This is a genomic window from Cylindrospermopsis sp. CR12 (assembly GCF_001432185.1).
GTDB classification, from domain to species: Bacteria; Cyanobacteriota; Cyanobacteriia; order Cyanobacteriales; family Nostocaceae; genus Raphidiopsis; species Raphidiopsis raciborskii.
In genome coordinates, this window is record NZ_LMVE01000115.1 from 1 (window position 1) to 24,354 (window position 24,354).

At 40.8% G+C, this 24,354-nt stretch carries 23 protein-coding genes and 2 tRNA genes; 15 read left to right on the forward strand and 10 right to left on the reverse strand.

Going from position 1 to position 24,354, the window contains the following annotated elements:
- Nucleotides 1-304: 304 nt before the first annotated feature.
- Both ASL19_RS13260 and ASL19_RS13265 read right to left on the reverse strand, forming a co-directional pair.
- On the reverse strand, nt 305-3,412 hold the full coding sequence (locus ASL19_RS13260; protein WP_057178716.1) for a valine--tRNA ligase: 3,108 nt from the start codon (nt 3,410-3,412) through the stop codon (nt 305-307).
- 145 nt (nt 3,413-3,557) lie between these two features.
- Nucleotides 3,558-4,910, reverse strand: a complete 1,353-nt coding sequence (locus ASL19_RS13265) for an N-acetylmuramoyl-L-alanine amidase (RefSeq protein ID WP_057178700.1) — start codon at nt 4,908-4,910, stop codon at nt 3,558-3,560.
- A gap of 172 nt (nt 4,911-5,082) precedes the next feature.
- Between ASL19_RS13265 and dnaG the strand changes: the two genes are divergently transcribed.
- The gene (gene dnaG, locus ASL19_RS13270) at nt 5,083-7,017 is read left to right on the forward strand and encodes a DNA primase (RefSeq protein ID WP_057178701.1); all 1,935 of its coding nucleotides are present in this window, start codon (nt 5,083-5,085) and stop codon (nt 7,015-7,017) included.
- 20 nt (nt 7,018-7,037) lie between these two features.
- Here dnaG and ureG read toward each other — a convergent pair whose 3' ends face one another.
- The 4 genes from ureG to ASL19_RS13290 all read right to left on the reverse strand — a co-directional run bounded on the left by ureG (nt 7,038) and on the right by ASL19_RS13290 (nt 8,908).
- Nucleotides 7,038-7,634 carry an urease accessory protein UreG gene (gene ureG / locus ASL19_RS13275; protein ID WP_057178702.1) on the reverse strand — a complete coding sequence of 199 codons (597 nt, stop codon included), beginning with the start codon at nt 7,632-7,634 and terminating at the stop codon, nt 7,038-7,040.
- 44 nt (nt 7,635-7,678) lie between these two features.
- Complete coding sequence (locus tag ASL19_RS13280; RefSeq protein WP_057178703.1) at nt 7,679-8,368, reverse strand: urease accessory protein UreF; 690 nt, start codon at nt 8,366-8,368, stop codon at nt 7,679-7,681.
- Nucleotides 8,343-8,789: an urease accessory protein UreE gene (gene ureE, locus ASL19_RS13285; RefSeq protein ID WP_057178704.1), complete on the reverse strand. Its 447-nt coding sequence runs from the start codon at nt 8,787-8,789 to the stop codon at nt 8,343-8,345. Before ureE ends, ASL19_RS13280 begins: the two co-directional genes overlap by 26 nt.
- A 32-nt stretch (nt 8,790-8,821) precedes the next feature.
- Nucleotides 8,822-8,908 (reverse strand) — tRNA-Ser (locus ASL19_RS13290).
- 137 nt (nt 8,909-9,045) lie between these two features.
- On the opposite strand from ASL19_RS13290, the gene ASL19_RS13295 reads away from it, so the two are divergent.
- From ASL19_RS13295 to ASL19_RS13320, 6 genes are read left to right on the forward strand one after another with little or no spacing between them, the layout of a single operon-like run.
- Entirely contained in the window at nt 9,046-9,414 is a 369-nt protein-coding gene (locus ASL19_RS13295; RefSeq protein ID WP_006277152.1) for a 2Fe-2S iron-sulfur cluster-binding protein, read from the forward strand.
- A gap of 10 nt (nt 9,415-9,424) precedes the next feature.
- The gene (locus tag ASL19_RS13300) at nt 9,425-10,078 is read left to right on the forward strand and encodes a thermonuclease family protein (protein WP_082604701.1); all 654 of its coding nucleotides are present in this window, start codon (nt 9,425-9,427) and stop codon (nt 10,076-10,078) included.
- Between the two features lie 27 nt (nt 10,079-10,105).
- Complete coding sequence (locus ASL19_RS13305; protein ID WP_057178705.1) at nt 10,106-10,903, forward strand: inositol monophosphatase family protein; 798 nt, start codon at nt 10,106-10,108, stop codon at nt 10,901-10,903.
- A 47-nt stretch (nt 10,904-10,950) separates the two neighbouring features.
- Nucleotides 10,951-12,162 (forward strand): ATP phosphoribosyltransferase regulatory subunit, encoded by a 1,212-nt coding sequence (locus ASL19_RS13310; RefSeq protein ID WP_057178706.1) that lies wholly within the window; start codon nt 10,951-10,953, stop codon nt 12,160-12,162.
- A gap of 28 nt (nt 12,163-12,190) precedes the next feature.
- Nucleotides 12,191-12,418 (forward strand): ferredoxin family protein, encoded by a 228-nt coding sequence (locus ASL19_RS13315; protein ID WP_057178707.1) that lies wholly within the window; start codon nt 12,191-12,193, stop codon nt 12,416-12,418.
- A gap of 12 nt (nt 12,419-12,430) precedes the next feature.
- On the forward strand, nt 12,431-13,198 hold the full coding sequence (locus tag ASL19_RS13320; RefSeq protein WP_006277147.1) for an ABC transporter ATP-binding protein: 768 nt from the start codon (nt 12,431-12,433) through the stop codon (nt 13,196-13,198).
- 35 nt (nt 13,199-13,233) lie between these two features.
- Here ASL19_RS13320 and ASL19_RS13325 read toward each other — a convergent pair whose 3' ends face one another.
- Both ASL19_RS13325 and dcd read right to left on the reverse strand, forming a co-directional pair.
- Nucleotides 13,234-13,866 (reverse strand): Uma2 family endonuclease, encoded by a 633-nt coding sequence (locus tag ASL19_RS13325; protein ID WP_057178708.1) that lies wholly within the window; start codon nt 13,864-13,866, stop codon nt 13,234-13,236.
- A 38-nt stretch (nt 13,867-13,904) separates the two neighbouring features.
- A complete protein-coding gene (gene dcd, locus ASL19_RS13330) occupies nt 13,905-14,501 on the reverse strand; it encodes a dCTP deaminase (RefSeq protein WP_006277145.1) in 597 nt (198 codons plus the stop codon).
- A gap of 38 nt (nt 14,502-14,539) precedes the next feature.
- On the opposite strand from dcd, the gene ASL19_RS18310 reads away from it, so the two are divergent.
- Nucleotides 14,540-14,707 (forward strand): hypothetical protein, encoded by a 168-nt coding sequence (locus ASL19_RS18310; RefSeq protein ID WP_181407009.1) that lies wholly within the window; start codon nt 14,540-14,542, stop codon nt 14,705-14,707.
- A 9-nt stretch (nt 14,708-14,716) separates the two neighbouring features.
- On the opposite strand, the gene ASL19_RS13335 is transcribed toward ASL19_RS18310, so the two are convergent.
- A tRNA-Arg gene (locus ASL19_RS13335) sits at nt 14,717-14,789 on the reverse strand.
- 463 nt (nt 14,790-15,252) lie between these two features.
- On the opposite strand from ASL19_RS13335, the gene ASL19_RS13340 reads away from it, so the two are divergent.
- Nucleotides 15,253-16,263 (forward strand): hypothetical protein, encoded by a 1,011-nt coding sequence (locus ASL19_RS13340; protein ID WP_057178709.1) that lies wholly within the window; start codon nt 15,253-15,255, stop codon nt 16,261-16,263.
- A gap of 339 nt (nt 16,264-16,602) precedes the next feature.
- On the forward strand, nt 16,603-18,519 hold the full coding sequence (gene sir / locus ASL19_RS13345) for a sulfite reductase, ferredoxin dependent (protein WP_057178710.1): 1,917 nt from the start codon (nt 16,603-16,605) through the stop codon (nt 18,517-18,519).
- Between the two features lie 60 nt (nt 18,520-18,579).
- Here the strand turns inward: sir and ASL19_RS13350 are convergent, their stop codons facing one another.
- The gene (locus tag ASL19_RS13350; protein ID WP_057178711.1) at nt 18,580-20,199 is read right to left on the reverse strand and encodes an iron uptake porin; all 1,620 of its coding nucleotides are present in this window, start codon (nt 20,197-20,199) and stop codon (nt 18,580-18,582) included.
- A 290-nt stretch (nt 20,200-20,489) separates the two neighbouring features.
- On the opposite strand from ASL19_RS13350, the gene ASL19_RS13355 reads away from it, so the two are divergent.
- The 5 genes from ASL19_RS13355 to ASL19_RS17635 form a co-directional block, all read left to right on the forward strand.
- Nucleotides 20,490-21,464, forward strand: a complete 975-nt coding sequence (locus tag ASL19_RS13355; protein ID WP_057178712.1) for a metal ABC transporter solute-binding protein, Zn/Mn family — start codon at nt 20,490-20,492, stop codon at nt 21,462-21,464.
- A gap of 2 nt (nt 21,465-21,466) precedes the next feature.
- The gene (locus ASL19_RS13360; RefSeq protein WP_057178713.1) at nt 21,467-22,288 is read left to right on the forward strand and encodes a metal ABC transporter ATP-binding protein; all 822 of its coding nucleotides are present in this window, start codon (nt 21,467-21,469) and stop codon (nt 22,286-22,288) included.
- A gap of 3 nt (nt 22,289-22,291) precedes the next feature.
- Nucleotides 22,292-23,128: a metal ABC transporter permease gene (locus ASL19_RS13365; RefSeq protein WP_057178714.1), complete on the forward strand. Its 837-nt coding sequence runs from the start codon at nt 22,292-22,294 to the stop codon at nt 23,126-23,128.
- Between the two features lie 30 nt (nt 23,129-23,158).
- Entirely contained in the window at nt 23,159-23,359 is a 201-nt protein-coding gene (locus tag ASL19_RS17630) for a hypothetical protein (RefSeq protein WP_141303283.1), read from the forward strand.
- A gap of 814 nt (nt 23,360-24,173) precedes the next feature.
- Nucleotides 24,174-24,354: hypothetical protein (locus tag ASL19_RS17635; RefSeq protein WP_152980438.1), on the forward strand; the 181-nt coding region annotated here is incomplete at its 3' end.

Below are 24,354 nucleotides of genomic sequence, written 5' to 3' on the forward strand. Positions count from 1 at the left end.
TGATTATGCACTTATATCCGGTTGGTTTGTTGGGTTTCGTTCCTCAACCCAACCTACAATGAATGTAGGTAGATAAATTTGATTATGCACTTATATCCGGTTGGTTTGTTGGGTTTCGTTCCTCAACCCAACCTACGTTGATCTTATATTTAATTCCACCCACCCACTTATTCCTAACTTTTTTAAATCCTCCAAATTTTGTAATGATCTTTTTTGATGTTAAACCCATTTCCTTGAATCAAACTATTAACTCCAACCTCTGGTGTTTTTTATAATAGTCGGTTAGAAACCGACTTAATGTACCCTACAATAAATCAGCGAGTCTCTCCCTGAGAATCTGAGCTTGTTTTTCTGCTTCTGCTAGAGTATCTCTAGCGGTTTGCACCACAGCTGGGGGAGCTTTGTCAACAAAGTTAGGATTATTCAACCTTCCAGTTAAAGCATCTATTTCTGCTTGCACTTTACCTAGGCTTTTTTCCAATTTGGCTCGCAACACCTCCACATCAACCACCCCAGTTAGGGGAATTACTATCTGTACTGTACCTACCACACCTGAAATCGAATTTTCCTTCACACTGACGCTAGGTTCTGTGGATTCTGTAGATTTGGTTTCCGATGCTGGTGTTTGTGAGGGAGCTGGAAGGTATTTGTGCAAAAATTCCCGTCTGGCTTTCCAATTGACCAAATGACGCAAAACAAACCAAACTACATAAAACAAACCCACAGCTTCAAATAAAGCTCCAAAAAGTGGTACACTCAATAGTGTATTGCCCACAAAAAAGGCAACTTTGAGTATCACCAACACACCCAAAATTATGGCTAGGGTTCTGAAATTATCCCAATAGGGACTGCTGAAAATCTCGCTATTCTTGAAGATATTCCCGAGGTTATTCGCGATATTAGTCCCTACATCAGTTCCTACATTAACTTCTGGTTCTTCCTCAATCCCCTTAGTCCCTTGAGGAATGTTAATAGTTAAAGTTTCCACCTTAGCTAGGTCTTTGATATAGTCTTGCCCAACAACTAAAATTGCTCTTTCCTTTTCGCTATCACTTTCTAAATTAGCAGTTATTTTTGCCCCAGGTTTAACATCAGCTTCCGCACGCAAATTGCGAATATTACGAATGGTAGCAATCAATAAATCAAACTGCTCTTCTAACTCAGAATCAATTAATTTATCATCCGCTTCTGGATAACTTTGTAAGGCTAAAAATTGCCGGTTGTCTATTGGTTGTTGGGTGAGGGTTTGCCAAATTTCTTCCGTAATATGGGGCATGAACGGATGTAATAACTTTAACACTCCCGATAAAACTAAGGCCAGTATTTGCTGGGCAGTTTTCCGAGATACGGGATCTGCATCCTTTTGTAATCTGGATTTTACCAGTTCAATATACCAATCACAAAAGTCTCCCCAAATAAATTCATACAACCCTTTAGCTGCTTCCCCTAACCCATAATTATCAATATGGTTATTGGTTTGTTTTACCACTTGATGATAACGGGAAAGAATCCATCTGTCACTCAGTTCTATCCCCTGGGGTTCCCCCAATTGCTCCGGTGTTTGTCCATCCAAATTCATCATCACAAATCTGGCCGCATTCCATAATTTATTAGCAAAATTACGAGATGCTTCTACTGAAACTGACTCATCCTTTTTACGGTCATATTCTAAACGAATATCTTGACCTGCACCAACCACTTCTTTTACTAGGGTGTAACGTAAAGCGTCCGTACCATATTTGTCAATCAACAATAATGGATCAATCCCATTATTAGCTGACTTGGACATTTTCTTGTTGTTCTCATCTCGGACAAGACCATGGATATACACAGTTTGGAAAGGCATTTTTCCGGTGAAATGTCCAGCCATCATGGTCATTCTTGCTACCCAGAAAAATATAATGTCAAAGCCCGTAACTAGAGTAGTTGTGGGGTAATATGTGTCAAGATCCTGGGTTTTTTCTGGCCATCCCAGGGTAGAAAATGGCCATAACCCAGAGGAGAACCATGTGTCTAATACATCCGGATCTTGAATTAGTTGCACATTTTCACACCCTAAAGCTCGGGCCTTTTCTAATGCTTCGATTTCGTTGTGAGCCACAAAATAGGGTGTGCTGTCGGTAATTTCTCCCCCAGTTTCACTCACAGCATACCAAGCGGGAATTTGATGACCCCACCACAACTGACGGGAAATACACCAGTCCCTTAGATTAACTAACCAGTCACGATATACTTTTCCCCACCTCTGGGGGACAAATTCCGGTGAGTTCTCTTGGTCTAGGAACTCTAGGGTTTTGTCCGCTAAAGGACGAATTTTCACAAACCACTGGGTAGAAAGTAGGGGCTCAACAGGAACTTTACCGCGATCGCTATAAGGTACTGTGTGTTTATATTCTTCTACTTTTATTAGTAGATTTTCCGATTCCAAACGACTAATTACATTCTTTCTAGCAACAAATCGGTCTTGTCCTTGAAACTCCCCCGCATTGTCGTTAAGAGTACCGTCTTTATTCATAATATTAATAAACGGCAAGTTGTGGCGCTTACCCATTTCAAAATCGTTGGGGTCATGGGCGGGGGTAACTTTCACACATCCCGTACCAAAAGCAGGATCAACCAACTCATCAGCAATAATCGGGATTTGTCGGTTCATAATCGGCAAATTTAGGGTTTTTCCGATTAGATCCTTATACCTTGAGTCTTCTGGGTTGACTGCAACTGCTGTGTCTCCTAACATGGTTTCTGGTCTAGTGGTAGCTACCTCTACATATCCAGTACCATCAGTAAGGTAATAGCGAAAATGCCACAAATTACCATTTACTTCCTTGGGTTCTACCTCTAGATCCGATACAGCAGACTGGGAAGCTGGACACCAGTTGACTAAATAATTACTACGGTAAATTAACCCCTCTTCATAAAGTTTAATAAATGCTTCTAAAACAGCTTTTGATAACCCTTCGTCTAAGGTAAAGCGTTCCCGTGACCAATCCACTGAAACACCCAAACGTCGTAACTGATTAATAATCGTACCACCAGACTCAGCTTTCCATTGCCAAGCCCTTTCTAAGAATTTCTCTCTACCTAATTCGTAGCGGTTTTTACCTTCTGATTTAAGTTTTTTTTCTAAAATAGTTTGTACTGCTATACTTGCGTGGTCAGTACCAGGTAGCCATAGTGTATTCCTTCCTTTCATCCGATGATATCTCACCAGAGCGTCAATTAGCGCACTTTCAAAGGCATGACCCATGTGCAAACTACCAGTGACATTTGGAGGCGGAATAACAACACAGTATGGCACACCGGGGTGGTTAGGATTTGCTTTGTAAATTTGATTTTCTTCCCAGGATGTTTGCCATTTTGCTTCTGTGGAGAAGGGTTCGTAAAGACTAGGAAGATTGGTGATTGCAGTCATGCTAGAAATAATCTGTTTAGGGACTAGTTTTTGAGAACTCGGATCCATTGTGCCATAAGGTTGAAGACTATGCGAAAAATCAATGGGGGGGAAGATTGAAAAAGCGCGTCTAACCACCGAATTAGACCCCCCTGAATTAGACCAGCTAAATTAGTCCTGCTGACTCATATAGTCTTTTAAACAGGGCTTTAATTTTTGTTCCATAGTCTAAATCCGCTGACCATCTCCCAGAAAGTTGATCCACTGAGGGTGCTACTCCCCTGGTGACAAACCTAAAACGCGGATCTACTTCTTCTTGCACTAATGGTTCCAAACTTGCGTATGCTTTTAAGTGTTGAATATGGGCTCTAACACCAATTCTGGCACTACTAAAAGAAGCTGCTTCTGCACCACCACTAATTCCTCCTAAACCGGCAAAATTGTTTTGTAGTGGTTTAATATCGCCGCCAAATCTTAAAAATCCGGTTTCTAAACACATCTGACAAAAGGCAATGTCATGATTTACACCCTCTAATGTAGCTTCTTCTCGATAGAGTTTTGGTATATCTCCAAACTGATTTAAGGCATTTTCGTTGTTGTTGCGCAAAAACAGTTGTAGTTGCACTTCTGTCGTACTACCATTGGAAATTATTTGATCAATATGTCCAGCACAAATGGCCAAAACTGACCGCAGTTTTACAGTTTTGGTGCTGCTATCCCAAGCAATAGAAATGTTAAACTCCCGCAGTTCGATGGCTTTAACATAAACAATACGACGATAAGTTACACGATTAATATTAGATCCCCGTGATAAATCAATGCGCAGTCTATCTACTAGGTCTACGGGGATATAGGAATTACCATTAATTAATATTCCTTGTTCACCATAGTTTTGCCCATTAATATTAATGTTAATTGCCAGATAATTGGCATCTACAGGAGTCTCAGGTTGAGGAGCAATGATTTTACTCCAACCAACTAATCCATCAACAATTCCTAGGGCAAAATCTCGACGACGAGTCTGTAATAAATTCCGGTCTTCTGGACTGGTGATAAACCCCACCTGCATCAGTAATGCAGGAAGATTGGTTTGACGACAAAATTGTAACCTCCCCAAACCACTATCCGTGTCTGGTCTCACTCCTCGACTGGGCAATTGATTGACGCGACGCAACAAACCTGTTAACAGTATTTCTGCATTTTGTTTCCGCTCGGTGTTGTTAGCAATATAAAACACTCCCGCACCTCTGACTGTGGGGTTATTAGCACCATCAGTGTGAATTTCTAGCGCCACATCACCAGCGCGACTACGAGAATTAATCCAAGAGATGGTTTGGACAGCACTTAAATCATCGGGAACAGATAAAACTTCTAGGTTACGACCTCGCAGTTCTGTAACAATTAGGTCTCGTAACAAAATCATTTCCCTGGATTCTGTCGTACCCCCAGCTATAGTTCCCGGGTCAATTTTGCCATCTTCTTTACCCCCATGTGCAGCAGAAATGAAAATACGTCCCATTGTGATGAATTCCTATGGTTAAGCTGATACATTCACACAGCATCCTTCCGGGTGTTCCCGGACAATGCAGCTGTGTCCGGGATTGTCAAGGAAATTCTGACTTACTCCAGCAATCCCATTTTACTAATTTTAATGGTACTATGAACTTGTGCGATAAATAGTTCCTGAAGAAATGCAAATCCCCCGTTTACACCCAGATACCGTGGAAGAGGTTAAACATCGTGCGGACATTGTGGATGTTATCTCAGATTATGTAGTTTTACGCAGACGAGGTAAGGATTTTGTCGGTTTATGTCCTTTTCATGAGGAGAAAACCCCCAGTTTTACTGTTAGTCCTACTAAGCAAATATACTATTGCTTCGGTTGTCAGGCTTCCGGAAATGCTATTAAGTTTATGATGGACTTGAATAAGAGGCAGTTTGCAGAAGTGGTTCTGGATCTAGCTAAACGCTATCAAGTTCCTGTGAAAACTTTAGCACCAGAACAAAGACAGGAATTACAACGTCAGTTATCTTTGCGGGAGCAATTATTTGAGGTTTTAGCATCTACGAGTCAATTTTATCAACATGTTCTAAGACAGGATATAGGTCAACAAGCACTACAATATTTACAAAAAAAACGGTTTTTAAAAACAGAGACTGTGGAAAAGTTTGCCTTGGGTTATGCTCCTCCAGGTTGGGAAACTTTATATCATTATCTGGTGGAAAATAAAAATTACCCCGCCCAGCTGGTAGAAAAAGCTGGTTTGATTAAACCAAGAAAGGAAGGTGGTGGTTATAAGGAAGGTGGTGGTTATTATGATGTATTTCGTAATAGGTTGATGATTCCCATCCGTGATGTTCAAGGTAGGGTGATTGCTTTTGGTGGTAGAACTTTGACTGATGAACAACCAAAATATTTGAATTCTCCCGAAACAGAATTATTTGATAAGAGTAAAACCCTATTCGCTCTGGATGTGTCTAAAGATGCTATTTCTAAATTGGATCAGGCGGTGGTTGTAGAGGGATATTTTGATGCGATCGCACTCCATGCCAATGGAATTAATAATGTGGTAGCTTCTTTGGGTACGGCGTTGAGTTTGGAACAGGTAAGATTATTATTGCGATATAGTGAATCAAAACAATTAGTGCTAAATTTTGATGGAGATAAGGCGGGGATTAATGCCACAGAACGAGCAATTGGGGAAATCAGCAACTTGGCATATAAGGGTGAGGTACAGTTAAAAATCTTGCATATTCCTGATGGTAAGGATGCGGATGAATACTTAAAAAATCACTCGGTAACAGACTATGGGCAATTATTAGTTGACGCTCCCCTGTGGTTGGACTGGCAAATTGCACAAGTTATTCAAGGTCGAGATTTAAGACAACCTACGGATTTTCAATTGGTGAGTAGGGAGTTTGTTAAGCTATTGCAAAAAATTTTAAATAGTGACACCTTGAATTACTATATCTCTCACTGTGCGGAAATCCTCAGTTTAGGGGATACTAGATTAATACCCCTGAGAGTGGAAAATCTCATCACTCAGGTTGCACCTCGTCGCACACCAACTCCACGCCCTCCTCAACCAGATTCCACCACATCCCCAAACACACACCAAATATCCCATCCTCAACCCAGTCTGTTGGAGCAAGCTGAAGGATTATTATTAAGAATTTTTCTCCATTGTCCTCAAGAGCGTCAAGTAATCATCGAAACCTTGGGATCCACTAATTTGGAATTTAGTGTTTCCCATCATCGTTTTTTATGGGAAAAAAGTTTGCAGTTCCCTTCACAAACCCTAGATTTAATTTCTCAATTACAGAACCTCTATTTGGAAACACAAAATGATCTAGGTCCGGTTCAGCATATATTTCAACTGAATGAGAAGAATAAACAAGAAATCTTACTACGCACAAGTCAACTAGTTCAAGCTGCGATCGCCTGTATGGAAAAAGTATTTAGGGAAAATCGCTATCGTCACTTTTTAGAACTTTGGCAGAAAACAGATCCCAGCATGGATCCAGATCAGTATAGTCTTTATGCCCAAACTATATATGCTGACAAGATGCGAATACAGGAACTAAGCAAGCAACGTCAATTATCCATAGCAGACCTAATTAATTAATAGGTTCAACTCTTCACAACCTAGCAGATCCTTGATATTATAAAATCAATCACATCTGCTAACCCTGCTTGAACTTTTAGGTTAGTAAAGATAAATGGTTGTTCCCCACGCATTCTCTTGGTGTCTCGTTCCATAACATTTAGATCTGCACCAACGTAGGGAGCGAGATCAGTTTTGTTAATGACCAGTAAATCCGACTTAGTAATTCCCGGTCCACCCTTGCGGGGAATTTTATCCCCCGCAGCAACGTCTATAACATAGATGGTTAAATCCACTAATTCCGGACTAAATGTAGCAGCTAGATTATCTCCCCCACTTTCTAAAAAGACCACATCTAAATCGGTGAATTTTTCTTCTAACTGTTCAATAGCTGCCAAATTCATAGAAGCATCTTCTCGAATCGCTGTGTGAGGACATCCCCCCGTCTCTACCCCTAAAATACGCTCCCTCTCTAATGCTTGAGAGCGAACCAAAAATTGTGCATCCTCTTGAGTATAAATATCGTTGGTAACAACCGCTAATTTATAACTCTCCCGCAATGATTTACATAGTGCATCCACTAAAGCTGTCTTGCCAGAACCCACGGGTCCTGCTACTCCTACACGATAGGCACTCATAAGCAATAATTAGTTATTATTAGTGTTAATATTTATCAACTATTCTAACTCCTGAATAGTCTTGTATACTGGGTTTCGTGTTGCATACTAGCTAAAGATAAACCCCAACTACAGCAACTGAGATGATCATCTTCCAGGGAAAGAATTTCCTCCACCGTTATATCTAATAGTCCCCGTAACTCCCACAACAATTCTTGACCACTGGTTTGACCTAGGGGAATGAGTTTTATGCCCGCTGTAATTAAATTACTCGCCCAGCTATGTAAATATGCCAACAACCCTACCCGAGCATCAATTTGCCAATGACCACAGCCAATACCAAAGGCGATCGCATAGTTACAAGGATAACCAACCGTATTGGATATAGATGTAATTGGGGGTGATAACTTACCCAATAATTGTAAGAGAGATCTTCCCATTTGCCAACTAGCAGCGCGCAGTTCTTGTGTATCTCTAAAAGCAGACAACCAATAGTTCCATTTTTTCAACCCTTCTAGATCTGCCAAATTAGTGGATTGTATGGCTCTAATCATAACTGCACCATCAATACGAATCGAACCGTAGCGCAATTCGGAATCTAACCAATTTTTCAATCCAACCCTGTCGTGAATAGTCCTATTTTCCACCAGCACTTCTAACCCCTCAGAATAGCTATAAGCACCCACAGGTAAAGAGGGACTGGCTAGTTGTAAAATAGACAAAAAACGACTATTCGTGAGAGTGATGGTCTCCATAAGCTCCTAGTTCGGGGTAAAAAGGTGCTACTTCTTCTGTCACCTCCAACTGCAATTTTTGCAGCATTGATTGTAGCACTGAATCGGGAGACAGTCGCAAATAATCAGTAGTAAGTTCCACTGGTATATGACGATTGCCCAGGTGATAAGCTGCTCGTAGTAATTGTATAGGGGTTGTGCCAACCACTGTCAAAACAGGTTCAGGTTTGGCAACAATTTTTATCCAAGTTGTTTCACTTTCATCTGCGAGCATATCTCCATGATGAATAACCCTCCCGCGAGATAAACGCCAACATATTTCCTGTCCGTTTTCTAATATCAAGCGATAACGACTGCGCCTGCGTTCCTCAGCAGTAAGGGGTAACACTAAGTCAAAAGCAGTGTGACCGTGGTCACTTTTCAGTTTTGTTAATATCAACATGGCACCCACTTACATCCATTAAAACCAAGAGACGGAGAGGGAGGGATTCGAACCCTCGTTGAAGTTTCCTCCAAACAGCATTTCCAGTGCTGCGCCTTCAACCACTCGGCCACCTCTCCAGTAGGTCATAAGTTATAACTATAAACTAAGATCTTAAAAAATGCAATGGTTAAATCAAAAAATTTTTGCCATTTTTGCCAGATATGTTTTTTACAATAGAGTGGTAAGCTACATATTTTTCCAACTCCGACGAAACATGGCTCAAACCCACACAATTACAGTTCATAATCGCCAAACTGGTCTATCCCATAGGGTGCAAGTTCCCGATGATCGGTACATTCTCCACTCCGCAGAAAACAATGGTGTGGAATTGCCCTTTTCTTGTCGCAATGGGGCTTGTACCACCTGTGCTGTGAGAGTTTTATCCGGGGAAATTTACCAACCCGAAGCTATTGGTTTATCTCCAGAATTACGTCGTCAAGGTTATGCTTTGTTGTGTGTAAGTTATGCTTGTTCCAACCTAGAGGTAGAAACCCAAGATGAGGATGAAGTTTATGAACTTCAATTCGGGCGATTTTTTGGGAAAGGTAAAGTAAGGGCTGGGTTTCCCTTAGAAGAGGACTAGAGGCAAATTAATGAGGATTATAGAACTTTTAGTACCCAGGATGGCAATTAGGGGCAATTCCTGGAATTATCTAAGTTTGCTGCCAATTGTACTTTGTTGTTCACTAATGTTGCTCTTAGTAGGTTGTCAAAGCAAGGACAGAACCAAAGATAGTATAGTTCAAGCGAGAGTGGTAAGAGTAGTAAGCGGGCAAACCCTAGAAGTGGCAAAAATAGGAGATCCGACAAATTCCGTATCCTCCGTGCGATTAATTGGTTTAGACGCCCCCGACCTGCGTCAGTACCCTTGGGGAGAAGATGCCAGAAAATTATTAGAAAAGTTGATTCAAGATGCCAATAGTGATAATACTACCAATAATAATACCAATAGCGCCCAAATCAAAGTGGCCCAAATCAAACTAGCCCAAATCAAACTAGAATTTGATTTACAAACCCAGGATAAATTTGGACGCAATCTAGCTTATGTTTGGAAGGATCAAGTGCTAGTGAACGAGCAAATCATCAAACAGGGGTATGCTCTATTTGCAGGAAGATCCCCCAATCACAAGTACGATTTACGCCTGGAAAATGCCCAACACTGGGCTAGACTCATGGGGGAAGGGATTTGGAATCCAGAAAACCCCTTACGTCTGACTCCCGGTCAATTTCGTCGGATCAACGGTTGAGTTCTTGCTTTTTTATTTGCCATGGAGATGACGAATTTACAAGTTTTTCTAGATATTGCTACAGAAGCAGCCCTAGCTGCTGGTGTGATTTTACAAGACTATTTAGGAAAGGTAGAAGATGCAGTTACTGAAAAAGGCAGACCCGGTGATTTAGTCACTGCTGCTGATCAAACCGCTGAAAAAGCAATTTTGGCAGTAATTAACCGTCACTTTCCCGAACACTCCATTCTAGCTGAAGAATCAGGAAAAGTGGGAAATCAGACCAGTCAGTACCTGTGGGTAATTGATCCCCTCGATGGCACAACTAACTATACCCATCAATATCCCTGTTTTTGCACTTCCATTGGCTTACTAGTGGAGGGGGAGCCAAAAGTGGGTGTGATTTACGATCCTCTCCGGGGTGAACTATTTCAAGCTGCTGCTGGTCTGGGTGCAACACGTAACCGTCGTCCCATTCGAGTCTCCTCTACCACACAATTGAGCAAAAGTCTCCTAACTACGGGTTTTGCCTATGATAGAAGAGAAACAAGCGATACTAACTATCCAGAATTTTGCCACTTTACCCACCTGACCCAAGGTGTGAGACGGGGAGGATCCGCAGCTTTAGATTTAGCCTACATCAGCTGTGGAAGGGTGGATGGTTATTGGGAAAGGGGTCTTGCTCCTTGGGATATGGTTGCTGGTATAATTTTAGTGCGGGAAGCAGGAGGCAAGGTTACCGCCTATAATGGTAGTGATTTACAAATTGATTCTGGGAGGATCCTAGCTACTAATAGTTATCTTCACCAGGTCATCAGCGAGGAGCTGATGCAGGTTAACCGTTGATTACAAACCTAGTGGTTTAGTTATTTTTTTGGTGGGAAGCAAAAATCATGGTGTATCAACCAGCAGCGGGAGCTAGAGATTTATTACCCTTAGATGTGGCTCAAAAACGCTGGATTGAAGATAGGTTACAACAGGTTTTTCATCGTTGGGGATATCACAGGATTATCACCTCAACTTTGGAGCGTATGGATACTATTATGGCTGGAGAAGCTATTGATCGCCATAAGGTTATACAGTTACAAACCGGTCAAGATGAAGAATTGGGTTTACGTCCCGAATTGACTGCTTCTATTGCTCGGACTGTGGTTACCCGTATGGCCATGGCTCATTATCCCCAGCGATTATATTACAACGCCAATGTGTTTCGTCGTAATTGGGAAAAACGACACAATCATCAGCAAGAATATTATCAAGCAGGTGTGGAACTGATAGGTGCTGAGGGTTTATTGGCTAATGCAGAAGTGTTACTTTTGACCTCTAACTGTTTGACAGCTCTAGGGTTAAACCAATGGCATTTAATTTTGGGTGAAGCAGGAATTACTAAGTCCCTACTCAATGCTTTCCCCCCGGAAATTAGAACTCAGGTGAGAATGGCGATCGCCAATTTAAATAGGGTAGCCATAGATACTTTGCCCCTGGGTGAGGATTTACATAAACAGGCGAGAATCATGATGGATTTACGGGGGAAAAGTGGAGACGTGTTGCAAAAAGTCAGCAATTTCCCTTTAGATTCCAGTCAGCAAGCAGCGGTGAACCATCTGAAATCCCTGGTGGAATTATTAGAAGCGGAAGGGAAATTTTCTCTTATTCTTGATCTGAGTCTCATTCAAACCATTGATTATTACACGGGAATTGTGTTTGAAGTGGTGGGTGACCTGAATGGTCAGGCCCAGGTTTTAGGACGGGGAGGTCGCTATGACCAACTGTTGGGTTTATATCATCCTCGAGGAGAAAATATTCCTGGTATTGGGTTTGAATTGAGTATTGATGATTTATATCAAGTTTTATCCAGTACCCAACAATTACCCCAAACTATTCCTTCCAGTAATTGGTTAGTAGTACCAGAAGGGGACAATGCTCAAGTTGCCACTTTTGCTTATGCACAAAAGTTACGAGATTCAGCCGATTTAATTAGGGTGGAAATGGAATTAGGAGGCAAAGATCCTCAAGGGGTTCGTGAATATGCCAAAGAACGCTCCATAGCCCAAATTGCCTGGATTAAATCCGATGGCACAGGCACAATTGAAACCGTTAGTTGATGGAAAAATAATTAAGAGAGGAGAATCTATGCCACATACAATAGTTACAGAAACTTGCGAAGGAGTTGCAGACTGTGTCGATGCTTGTCCAGTAGCGTGCATTCATGAAGGTCCAGGTAAGAATATTAAAGGTACAGATTGGTACTGGATAGACTTTACCACTTGTATTGATTGTGGTATATGTTTACAAGTTTGCCCAGTAGAAGGAGCAATAGTTCCCCAGGAACGACCTGAATTACAAAAAACACCACAATAATAGGTGATAATGATGATAAACAACCCGGAAAATAGTCCTAAAAACAACTCCAGAAATAATTACTTACTAGAAGTAGAAAACGTCCACGCGGGATACATTAAGGATGTGGATATTTTGCAAGGGATTAATTTTCGGGTTGGTTATGGAGAGTTGGTCACTGTCATTGGTCCTAATGGTGCAGGGAAATCTACCTTGGCTAAAACCATTTTTGGACTCTTGACACCTCACACGGGTACCATCACCTTTGGGGGAGAAAAAATCAACGGGTTAAAATGTGATCAAATCGTCAAGCAGGGTATGTGTTATGTACCCCAAATAGCCAACGTTTTCCCCTCATTAACCATAGAAGAAAATTTGGAAATGGGCGCTTTTGTCAGAAATATCCCCCTAAAACCCTTGAAAGATAAAATCTTCACCATGTTTCCTAGATTAGGCGATCGCCGTTTGCAACGTGCTGGAACTCTATCTGGTGGAGAAAGGCAAATGTTAGCTATGGGTAAAGCTTTAATGTTAGAACCGAGACTATTATTATTAGATGAACCTTCAGCAGCTTTATCTCCTATTTTAGTGACCCAGGTCTTTGAGCAGATTAAACAAATTAACCAGGGGGGAACAGCTATAGTCTTGGTAGAGCAAAATGCTCGGAAAGCACTAGAACTAGCTCATACAGGATATGTATTAGTCTCTGGAAAAGATGAGATTTCCGGATCAGGTCAGGAATTACTCCAAGATCCCAAAGTGGGAGAATTATACCTAGGTGCAGGAGAGACGAGGAGATAGTAGATGCGGAAATGTTGGGTTGCGTTCTACCCAACCTACAATCTACCTACCATATTTACACTACCACCAGCAGTTAAAAGTTGTTTTGCAGTTAATTGTAAACTGGGCAAAATAGCAGAAACAAGAAGATCATCATGTTGAAACAACTGCTTTTGATACTCATCTTCAATTAACTTACAAATAGTAATAGTTGGCTGCTTAACTTTACCAATATATTCCCTACCACCTAAACCCAAATAATCTATAATCCAATATTCAGGTACACCTAATAAAGCATAATCTTCCACCTTACGAGCATAATCATTTTGCCAGTTTGTACTCACAACTTCTGCAATTAATTTAATTAATTTTCCTGATGTAATTACAGGTTCTTGTTGCCATAAAGGCTCATTAATTAATTGAGTTTGATCCAGTACAATCACATCAGGACGAAAAGCCGTATTAGTTCCCAAAAGTTTCACCCAGCAGCGAGAAGGTGTAAAATATGGTAAATCTTGATGATCAATTTCTACATTGAGTTTACGACTGGTAAAAGCTGATATTTGTTCATGTGGTCCAGTGGGTTCCATCTCGATTAATTCCCCATCAATTAATTCATAATGATTATTGTCACCATATTGAGTAATAAACTCATTGACAGTGATTAGTTTTGGTGCTACTTGTACCATGATGATTTTTCCTCATAATTTAGTTCAATATAATTCAACTATACTTTAGCTAAAGTTACTCTTTCAGGCTGATTTTGATATTTACCTACTCTATCTGCATAAGTAGTTTGACATGGTTCTCCTTCTAAAAACAATAATTGCACAACTCCTTCATTGGCATAAATTCTACAATCAGCACTTGATGAATTACTAAATTCCAGGGTAAGTGCGCCATTCCACGAAGCCTCCGCAGGTGTAATATTTGCTATCAAACCCACACGGGCATAAGTGCTTTTTCCCAAACAAATTGCAGTTACATTAGGAGGTATTTGTAATTTTTCTAATGCTACTCCTAGTCCATAAGAATGTGCAGGAATAATAAAAAAATCTCCATCTTCATCATGTTGTAAATCTACAGATTCTAAATTTTTGGGATTAAATTTTTTAGGATTAACAACTGTTCCAGGAATATGTTTAAATACTAAAAATTCTTTAGGTGATAAACGTATATCATAACCATAGGAAGATAAACCATAACTCAATGCAGGTACTTCTGCGCCAGATTCTAACTTGATAGTGCGAAGTAAACTAGGTTCAAATGGTTCAATCATTCCTTTCTTTGCTTGTTCAATTATCCACTTGTCATTCTTCAGCATTTGATAGTTACCTAAATTCCCAATCCCACTATTCTAGCATGATTAAGGATACCAATACAGTAACTCCCGAAGAAATTGCTCAGTTTTGTACCCAATTAGCGGATTATCCCAGTGCGATCGCGGCTTTGGATGCAATTGAGGAGTATGAGGGCTATTTGGAGGATGCTATACCATTTAAGGTACCCACCAAAGCGGGTACAGAATGAGATAAAAAGCGAGCGCGGCAGGGTTCGAACCTGCGACCAATTGCTTAGAAGGCAATTGCTCTATCCACTGAGCTACGCGCCCAATTTCAGCACTTGTAAATTCTCAAAACATCCCTCACTATTCCCAGACTCAACGATCGGGGAAGATTTTTTAGGCTTTTGTGTTTGGTGGAGTCCCAAATGCCATACAATTCTACAATAGACAGGAATTGTCGGAATGTCAACCTTTTGCCCAAAAATTAAACTGTGTCTTTATGTTTGTATAAGGTTCTGAGCCATAAATCAAAATCTGACGATAGCTTGTCAATGGTTCCTCAATCTCGATATACTGGACAAATGGCGAGCTAGTTATTATAAGTTAGTGGTTAAATGTGATGAATCCCGTGCTTCCAAAGCTCCTACTAATTCTAGTTAATTTAGTAACAGACTAAGTGAGAATAAGAAGTTTAAATTTCCTGATAATTGCTGATAGGGATGTAAATGGTGCATAAAAGTTCGATTAGTGCCTTACAGACAAATAAAGTTAACAAATTTTGGTGTCTACCGTGAGAAAACTAACAGATTCAGACAAGACTGAAATTCTCAAACTCTATAGAGAAACCGCCGAAACTACCTCAACTTTGGCAGAACGCTATGGAGTGAGTAACTCCACCATTAGCCGTCTGCTTAAAGGTATTTTACCGGAAGAAGACTATGAGTATCTAGTTTCCCTCAAACGCGCTGCTAGAACTCCGGAAGGTAGGGCCCTGGTAAGCTATGAACAACTACCCCTGCTGGGTCAATCCCAGGAGGATGAGATTGCAGCTACCCAAACTCCCGTGGAGGATACCCAAACTCCCGTGGAGGAATTAGAACCTCCCAAGGTTGAGGTAACCAGAGTTGATACACCTCAGATGGAAGTGTCTAAAGCTGTAATAAAGGAAATTGCAGGTGTTGTAGATATTCAAGCTATACCCATTCCTGCTCCCATCATTAGAAGAGTGAAAACACGCTCCTCTGCAACGGACAAGCCTCCTTTTCCAGTCTCTTCAGATCTGGAACCAGTTAAAAACCAAGTTACAATCCTGGAAGAGACCGATTCTCAAGCTAGTATCATTGCTAATATGTTTGGTGATGATTTGCTGGAAGATTCAGAAGATTTGGATGATTTAGATGATGATTTATATGAAGATGAGGAGGACTTTGAAGAAGAGGAGTTTGAAAGACCCACACCTTTTGTAACCCGACCTAGGGCTGGGGATAGCTCTGTGCAAATTTTGCCACTTTCAGTTGCGCCCCTACCAAAAACATGTTATTTAGTCATTGACCGCTGTGCAGAATTAATTACCAGACCCCTAAAAGACTTTGGTGATTTAGGCGCTATACCCATTGTGGAAACCCAACAAAAAACCCTGCCAGTGTTTGATAATCATCGAGTGGCTAAACGGTTTTCTACCAAACGCGATCGAGTGATTAGAATACCTGACAGTAAGGTGCTGCACAAGACTAGTAACCATTTGCAAGCCAAGGGTATTACCCGACTATTAATTGATGGTCAGGTTTACTCTTTGACCTAATGTGTACTTAAAAACACAGGTCCTGGTGGTCTTTCTCTCTCCATTAGGTAACATGGCTTTTTCTCCCGAAAGTACTTGCCATGTTCACCAGAGAAATGTACAATACCTTAAATGATAAATTTTGCCCTCAACAGTCAACCGAAGAGAGCGGGAGTCTCCATGAGGGGAAATAATGAAGGTTAAATGTCAAAACTTGCATGAAAATAAATAAACATTCAGTTACATTTATTGACTAAATATATGTACTTGGGGTATTAACAATCAGGAGCAATTCTGAATAATCATAACTCAATATAACTCATACCTAATTACCTTACTACCAACACCTGTGTCACTGTAATGATTAACTCTGCATCTTCCTCGATTAGCGATCGCAAGCCTTCTAAAGTGGAAGGGATAAAAGAAAAAAGTAACTTTCTCAGGGAACCCCTAGCCACGGAAATCCTTGAGGATACGACCCATTTCACCGAGGACGCCATACAAATTCTCAAGTTTCACGGTTCCTACCAACAGGATAATAGGGATAACCGCGTCAAAGGACAGGAAAAAGACTATCAGATGATGCTGCGGACAAAAAATCCTGGTGGTTTAGTTCCGCCCCAGCTATACCTAGCCTTAGATAAATTAGCTGATGAATATGGTAACCATACACTAAGAGCCACTACCCGTCAAGGTTTTCAAATCCATGGTGTGTTAAAAAAGAACCTAAAAACTGTAATTGGGACTATCATCGAAAATCTTGGGTCCACCTTGGGAGCTTGCGGGGATATTAACCGTAATGTGATGGCCCCTCCCGCACCTTGGAAAAACCGTCCAGAATACCAATATGCTTGGGAATATGCCCAAAATGTTGCTGATTTACTGTCTCCTCAAACGGGAGCTTATTATGAAATTTGGTTAGATGGGGAAAAAGCCATCACAGCCCAGGAACACCCAGAAGTAAAAGCAGCAAGGCAAAAAAATGGCACTGGGACTATTTTTCATGACTCGGTAGAGCCCATTTATGGCACTTATTATATGCCACGTAAATTCAAAGTTTGCGTGACCGTACCCGGTGATAATTCCGTAGATTTGTATTCCCAGGATTTAACCCTGGTAGTCATTACTAATGAGCAAGGAGAACTGGAGGGTTTTAACGTCTTTGCTGGTGGTGGTTTAGGAAGAACCCATAACAAGGAAGAAACTTTTGCTCGGTTAGCAGATGCTATTTGCTATGTAGATAAAAAAGATGTCTATGAGCTTGTGAAAGCAATTGTTGCCACCCAAAGAGATTATGGCGATCGCACGGACAGAAGACATGCCAGGTTAAAATATCTAATACAAGACTGGGGAGTAGATAGATTCCGGGCAAAAGTAGAAGAGTACTTTGGCAAAAAGGTTAAACCTTTCCAAGAGCTACCACCATTCAAATATGAAGATTTTTTGGGATGGAATGAGCAAGGGGATGGTAAACTGTTTCTAGGGATTTCCATAGACAATGGTCGAGTGAAAGATGAGGGGAAATTTCAACTAAAAACTGCCTTACGGACCATAGTTGAACAGTTTGACCTACCCATGCGTCTTACCCCCAACCAGAACCTAATTTTCTATGATATTGTCCCCAAAGATCGGCAAACCATTCAAGCCATTTTAGAAAGATCCGGGGTAATTACTAATCCCCAGACCATTTCTGCCCTAACCCGCTATGCTATGGCTTGTCCAGCCTTACCCACCTGCGGTTTAGCTATTACCGAATCAGAAAGAGCAATACCTGGAATATTAGAGCGGATTCGCACCTTACTGGATAAGGTAGGTCTGCAAAAAGAACATTTTGTGGTGAGGATGACCGGTTGTCCCAATGGGTGCGCTCGTCCCTACATGGCTGAATTAGGGTTTGTAGGGAGTGCGCCAGAATCCTATCAGGTATGGTTAGGTGGTTCCCCGGATCAAACCAGATTAGCACAACCAATAATTGAGAAATTGCACCACAATAGTATTGAGAGCTTTTTAGAACCCATCTTTGTCTTTTTCAAGAAGTCCCGTCAAGCGAAAGAGAGTTTTGGTGATTTTTGTGATAGGGTTGGTTTGGATGCCATTCGGGAATTTTCAGCTAGTTACAAGCCAGAAGAGGTAGTTAGCACTAGTAAATACCGACATCGGGTAAGTTTGCAAGATGACATTTACTTACAGCTCAAGCAAACCTCAGAGAGAGTAAATAAACCCATGACTCAGCTGGTCAATGAAGCGTTGGCTACCTATTTGGCACAGTTGGACTAAACACACCTGACTAGAGCTTTAATCCAGGGAATTCAATTCCCTGGATCCCCCTATGATTGGTTAGAAACTAAAGGTAGTTCTCAACGCGCCAATAATAACACTGTCATTTTGCTTGTTGTGATTTGGTGCAGTTAGCCAAATCAGACCGGGAGTGACGGTGATATTGTCATTGACTTTAAACTGATAAAAACCTTCCAAATGATAGGAAGTATCTTTGTCTTTAAGTCCGGACAAAGTGGTGCTTGCATTGGTCACTTTTGGCTGCATACCGACTATTAAACCACCCAAGTTGCCTTTTTTCCACAAATCTGGAAAGGCCAGGTTAACAGCATAGTTCCAAATATCCACATCTCCTTTTATACCCGTTAACAACTGGCTCTTGGTATATCCCGCCCAACCTTCTAAACGCAGTTTGGGGGTAACACCCAGGGATGCTTGTACTCCGTAGGAATTGCTGGAGAAATTGCCACCCAAACCACCTGTAGCGTTATTGCTACCCGCAGCAAGTGCTAAATTGTAGGAGTTGATGTAGGTCAGTCCCAGAGTAACACGGTCACTTGGTTTAACAGTTAACTGAGCTAAAGCTCCGTAGGGTCCCTCAAACAAACCCTTACCAGAAGCGGGACTAGCAGCGCTACTGCTTCCAGTACTCATATCTCCACCCAAGTACCCTAGGCTCAATGTTAAATTTTTATTGAACTCGTGGTTTATTCCCAAACCGCTAGCACCCAATTGGGAGTAAATAGGGTTACGCGTACCAAAGGTAGATAAAGCACCAAAAGCACCATCACCATTAAAGCTGGTAATAGTGGTAGTTAGGTCCTCCGCTGCACCATCGTTAGCAACAGCTATGACCTGGGTTTTATCACCTATGGGAAATTTATATGACAATGCAGTCACGGAAAGAGCTGTACTATCTACACCACCCCCAAAGTAGAAACCTGCTTCTTTAAAATCAACCGCATAATCACTTGCAGTAGGTGACTTTGCTGGGTCAACCAACTTAGGAGTTCTAATGTTATTACTTTGAAGTCTGGTAAACAGCGTATCTTTACCTGTAAAACTGGTAACCAGCTCTAATCTTGTCCGCACTCCTAAGGTAGCATTCTTGTCTGTGACTGTCCTCGTATCAACATTAACCTTCCTAGCAGAAATGTCACTAACAACAGCTACTACCTGACCTTGCAATTTTGTGGTTGTGGAAAATTGGGTTGCTTCCAATCGGGTGGTTTTAGCCTCTAATGTATCCACACGACGCTTGAAAGTTTCCAGTTCCGGACCAAACTGTTTTTGCAGTCTCTCTATATTGGCAATGTCCTGTTTAGTTACCTGATCAGCAGTAGCACTACTAATTAGCTCATTAACACGGTCTAAACAAGCACTTAGTGCGGCGGCAAATTCAAATCTGGTCAGTGTTCGATTACCACGAAACTTGCCATCGGGATAACCACCCACACAACCATAACGCTCAATTAATGACTGTATTGCTTGAAATGCCCAATCCCCCGGTTGCACGTCTGATAGCTGGGACACGGATGTCATCTGGGATATGTAGTTTGGCTCAGATACCTGTACAGATGATTCTGTTTTTGACACATCCTCGGCTAAAGCACTGCCACTCATAGAAATGGCATAGCCAAGTACAGAACTTGTTAGCAGATACAACAGAAATTTTTGCATGGTTCCCTCACACCTCTTTATAACTAGGACTTTTACCCACTACCGGATAAATGCAAACACTTAGGAAAAATCCTTTCTTTCTTACCTTAACACCAAGCAAACATTTTTTTAACCTCAAGTTAACAAACCCTGATTTATTTCCCACTTAATCGTGGTTGTATTCGTATTTCGCATAGCTACCATGAAAATCTCGTCCATGCTTATGATTTCTCATTGCCTATTGACATGATAATGATAATCACTATAATATTTTTCTGGTGATGTTTTTTAGTATGGTTGGAGGAGAGAACATGAAAAATTTTGGCAAAACTACCAAAACTACTAAGATTACTAGAAGGATTTTAGGTTGGTCATCTTCTATCCTATTTCTTTCTTTAATATATGGTTGTGAGCGATCGCAGGTTAATATACCAAAGGAAGAATCAACATCAACAATAGTGGCAACATTTTTACCAGTCTACCTATTCACTAAAGCTATAGTAGGGGATGTAGCAAAGGTAGACGTGTTAGTAAAGCCTGGTACTGATATTCATGAATATCAATCTACCCCAGATAATGTCAAGGCGATCGCCACTGGGAGTATTTTGGTAAAAAACGGTCTAGGGTTGGAAGAGTTTTTAGAGGGTACAGTGAAAAATGCTAAAAACCCTAAATTAGTAGAAATTGATGCTAGTAAAGGGATTAAGGTGATGGATGATGGTTCACCGGTGGAGAAAATAAAAGGGGAGAAACATGACCACAAACATGATCACGCCCTGGGGAATCCCCATGTATGGTTGGATCCGGTATTAGCCAAACAGCAAGTCATTAATATTAGAGATGGTTTAATTGCAGCTGATGCGCAAAATAAACAGACCTATCAAACTAATGCAGCGACTTATATTCAGGAATTAGACAATCTCAACAATGAATTTGAGCAAACTCTTAGTAAAACTCCCAACTGTACTTTCATTACTTTTCACGATGCTTTCCCTTATATGGCTAAACGTTATAATCTGAAACAGGTTGCAGTGGTAGAGTTACCAGAGGACAAACTTGCACCAGGAGATATACAAGCGGTAATTAATACGGTGAGAAAGTACAAAGTTAAAGTTTTATTTAGCGAACCAGGAATAGATAATAAACTACTTACCAGTCTTGCTCAAGATTTGAATCTAACTTTATATTCCCTCAATTCGTTAGAAACAGGAGAGAGAAATCCCCAATATTATTTTCAAGCCATGAGAGACAACTTAAAAAGTTTAGCAACAGGATGTCAAAAATAATAATGACTCAAAATCCGTCAAATCAGTCAAAAATTACATTACCAATATTAAAGGTAGAGGGGTTGACCATCTACCAGGGGAAATATTTGGCCATTAGAGATGTTTCCTTTGAATTGTTTCCGGGGACGGATACAGCTATAGTTGGACCTAACGGTGCTGGTAAAAGTACCCTGGTAAAGGGTATATTAGATTTGATTCCCCGCACTGCTGGGAAAATTGAGGTTTTTGGTTTCCCCCTTTCTAGATTGGGGAATTTACGTCAATTACTGGGCTATATACCACAAAACTTTATCTTTGACCGTAGTTTTCCTATTTCCACAAGTGAGTTAGTAGGACTAGGTATTGGTCAATATGAATCAGTCAGTGGGAGAAATAGCTCGTCTATTAATTCATGGTTATGTAAATTTCGACAAATCCGACAACAACAATCCACAGCTATTAAGGTAGCATTACAGCGTACAAATTCCTACCATTTAAGAAATAAGACCATTGGCACACTCAGTGGTGGTGAATTAAAAAGGGTTTTGTTGTCCTATTGTTTAGTAACTCCCCGAAAACTGCTAATTTTAGACGAAGCTTTCGCTGGGGTGGATATTCAGGGAGCAGCAGATTTTTATGCTTTGCTCAATCAGTTAAAATTAGAAGAAGGGTGGACCGTATTACAGGTTTCCCATGACATTGACATGGTAAATCGCCATTGTGATCGAGTACTTTGCTTAAATCAAACCTTGGTCTGTTCTGGTAAACCGGAAATTGCTCTTTCACCACAAAATCTGTTAGCAACCTATGGCCCAGGTTTCAGTCGTTATCAACATCATCATTAAATAATGACTAGTCTTATTACTAATATTCACGACTTGTTTAATCTTTTGCAATTCCCATTTATGCAACGTGCCATGATAGGCGCAGTATTAATGGGAACATTGGGGGGGTTATTGGGCAGTTTTGCCACTCTACGCCAACTATCCTTTTTTAGTCATGCGGTGGGTCATGCAGCACTGGTGGGAGTTGCTTTGGGAGTGTTATTAAATACTAATCCCCATTGGATGTTATTGCCATTTACCCTAATTTTTGGTGTCATTGTCCTCTACATAATCGACCAAACTGATTTAGCTAGTGATAGTGTGCTTAGTATAGTCTTATCAGGATCCTTAGCCATCGGTGTGATCCTCACCAGCATGATTCAGGGATATCGTGGTAACCTAATGGCGGTTCTCTTTGGAGATATTCTGGCCATTGACCATACGGATTTAATTTTAACCCTGATCATCTTATTAATAAGTAGTATTTTTATATTATCAACTATGCGATCGCAAATTTTGTTAACACTCAATCCGGATGTGGCTAAAGTTCAAGGTGTACCGGTTGAAGTATATCGCTATAGTTTTGTGATTTTACTATCTTTAGCAGTTGCAGTAGCAATTAAAGCAGTAGGAGTATTACTAGTGAACGCGTTTTTAGTGATTCCCTCAGCGACAGCCAAATTAATGAGTGAGCATTTCAGTAGATTTTTAATCTTATCAGTGGTAATAGGTTGTATGAGTAGTATTATTGGCATGACAGCTTCTGGTCTATTTAACCAAGCTTCTGGTCCAACCATAGTAATTGTGCAGTTTCTTTTGTTTGTGTTTACTTTTAGCTGGGTCAGATTGAGGAGGATATAAAGACAATAGTCAACCCCCTCATGAAATTAATTGCGATCGCTATTTTATGGGATTTTCGGTGCAATTACCAAAGATGGGAAAAATCCTACAGGAGATAGAAGGAAGAGCGATCGCTCTTTAGCGAGGGGAATATCAAATATTAGTAGTGTTAGAAAGACCAGCGGGATGGTAAACTATGTGGTGTTGAAGGAAGATCGCTCGCGAATATCAAATACTAGTGAGTGGAATTAAATATAAGACAATGTAGGTTGGGTTGAAGGATGAAACCCAACACCCCCAACCCATCCTACAAATAATTGTGCCTCCCCACAAGGAGTAGCGATCGCTCTTTCGCGAAGGGGGGTAATATCAAATACTAGTAGTGTTGAAACACCAGCGGGATATAGAGTTCCATTATTATTAGGTGGAGAAAACTCAACAAGCAATTTACCAAACGTGACCAAACTATATGGGGTTGTAAACTCATTTTTAATAACGCTAAAAAACGGTTACACAATTGTATTAACACCAAAATTCATATATATAAAGATAAACAATAAGAAAAAATTATATTTATAGGGGGTTAAGATAAGTTTTTTTATGGTTGAAGGGATAAAAATGTGGTATTATGAGGGTTGAGTATAATGGAGTGTGAGCATTGGCGAAAAAAGTGCACAGATTCCCATTATCAGAGTATCACGTCCAAGAGACAATAGTCAACCCCCTCATGGAGAAAAAAATCGGCGCCTAGATTCCTCACTTGAAATTAATTGCGATCGCTATTTTATAGGATTTTCGGTGTAATTACCAAAGGTAGGAAAAATCCTGCTAGGAGATAGAAGGAAGAGCGATCGCTCGCGGGAGATATGAAATATTAGTAGTGTTGAAACACCAGCGGGATGTGGAATTAAATATAAGATTCACGTAGGTTGGGTTGAGGAACGAAACCCAACAAACCCACAGGATATATGTAAACGCGATTGCGAAGTGATCTCTACGGGATTAACCATAATTGGTTGAATTAACCCTTACCTGGAGACTGTCTGTGGGGGAGACAGGGAATTCATTGTCTCAAAGCCTAAGTCGGTTGAAAACCGACTGGTTTTGTAGTGAGTCATTATGGGTAACCCATTCTACAAATAATTGTGCCTCCTTACAAGGAATAGCGATCGCTCGTGAATATCAAATACTAGTGAGTGGAATAGCGATCGCTCGCGGGAGATATGAAATATTAGTAGTGTTGAAAC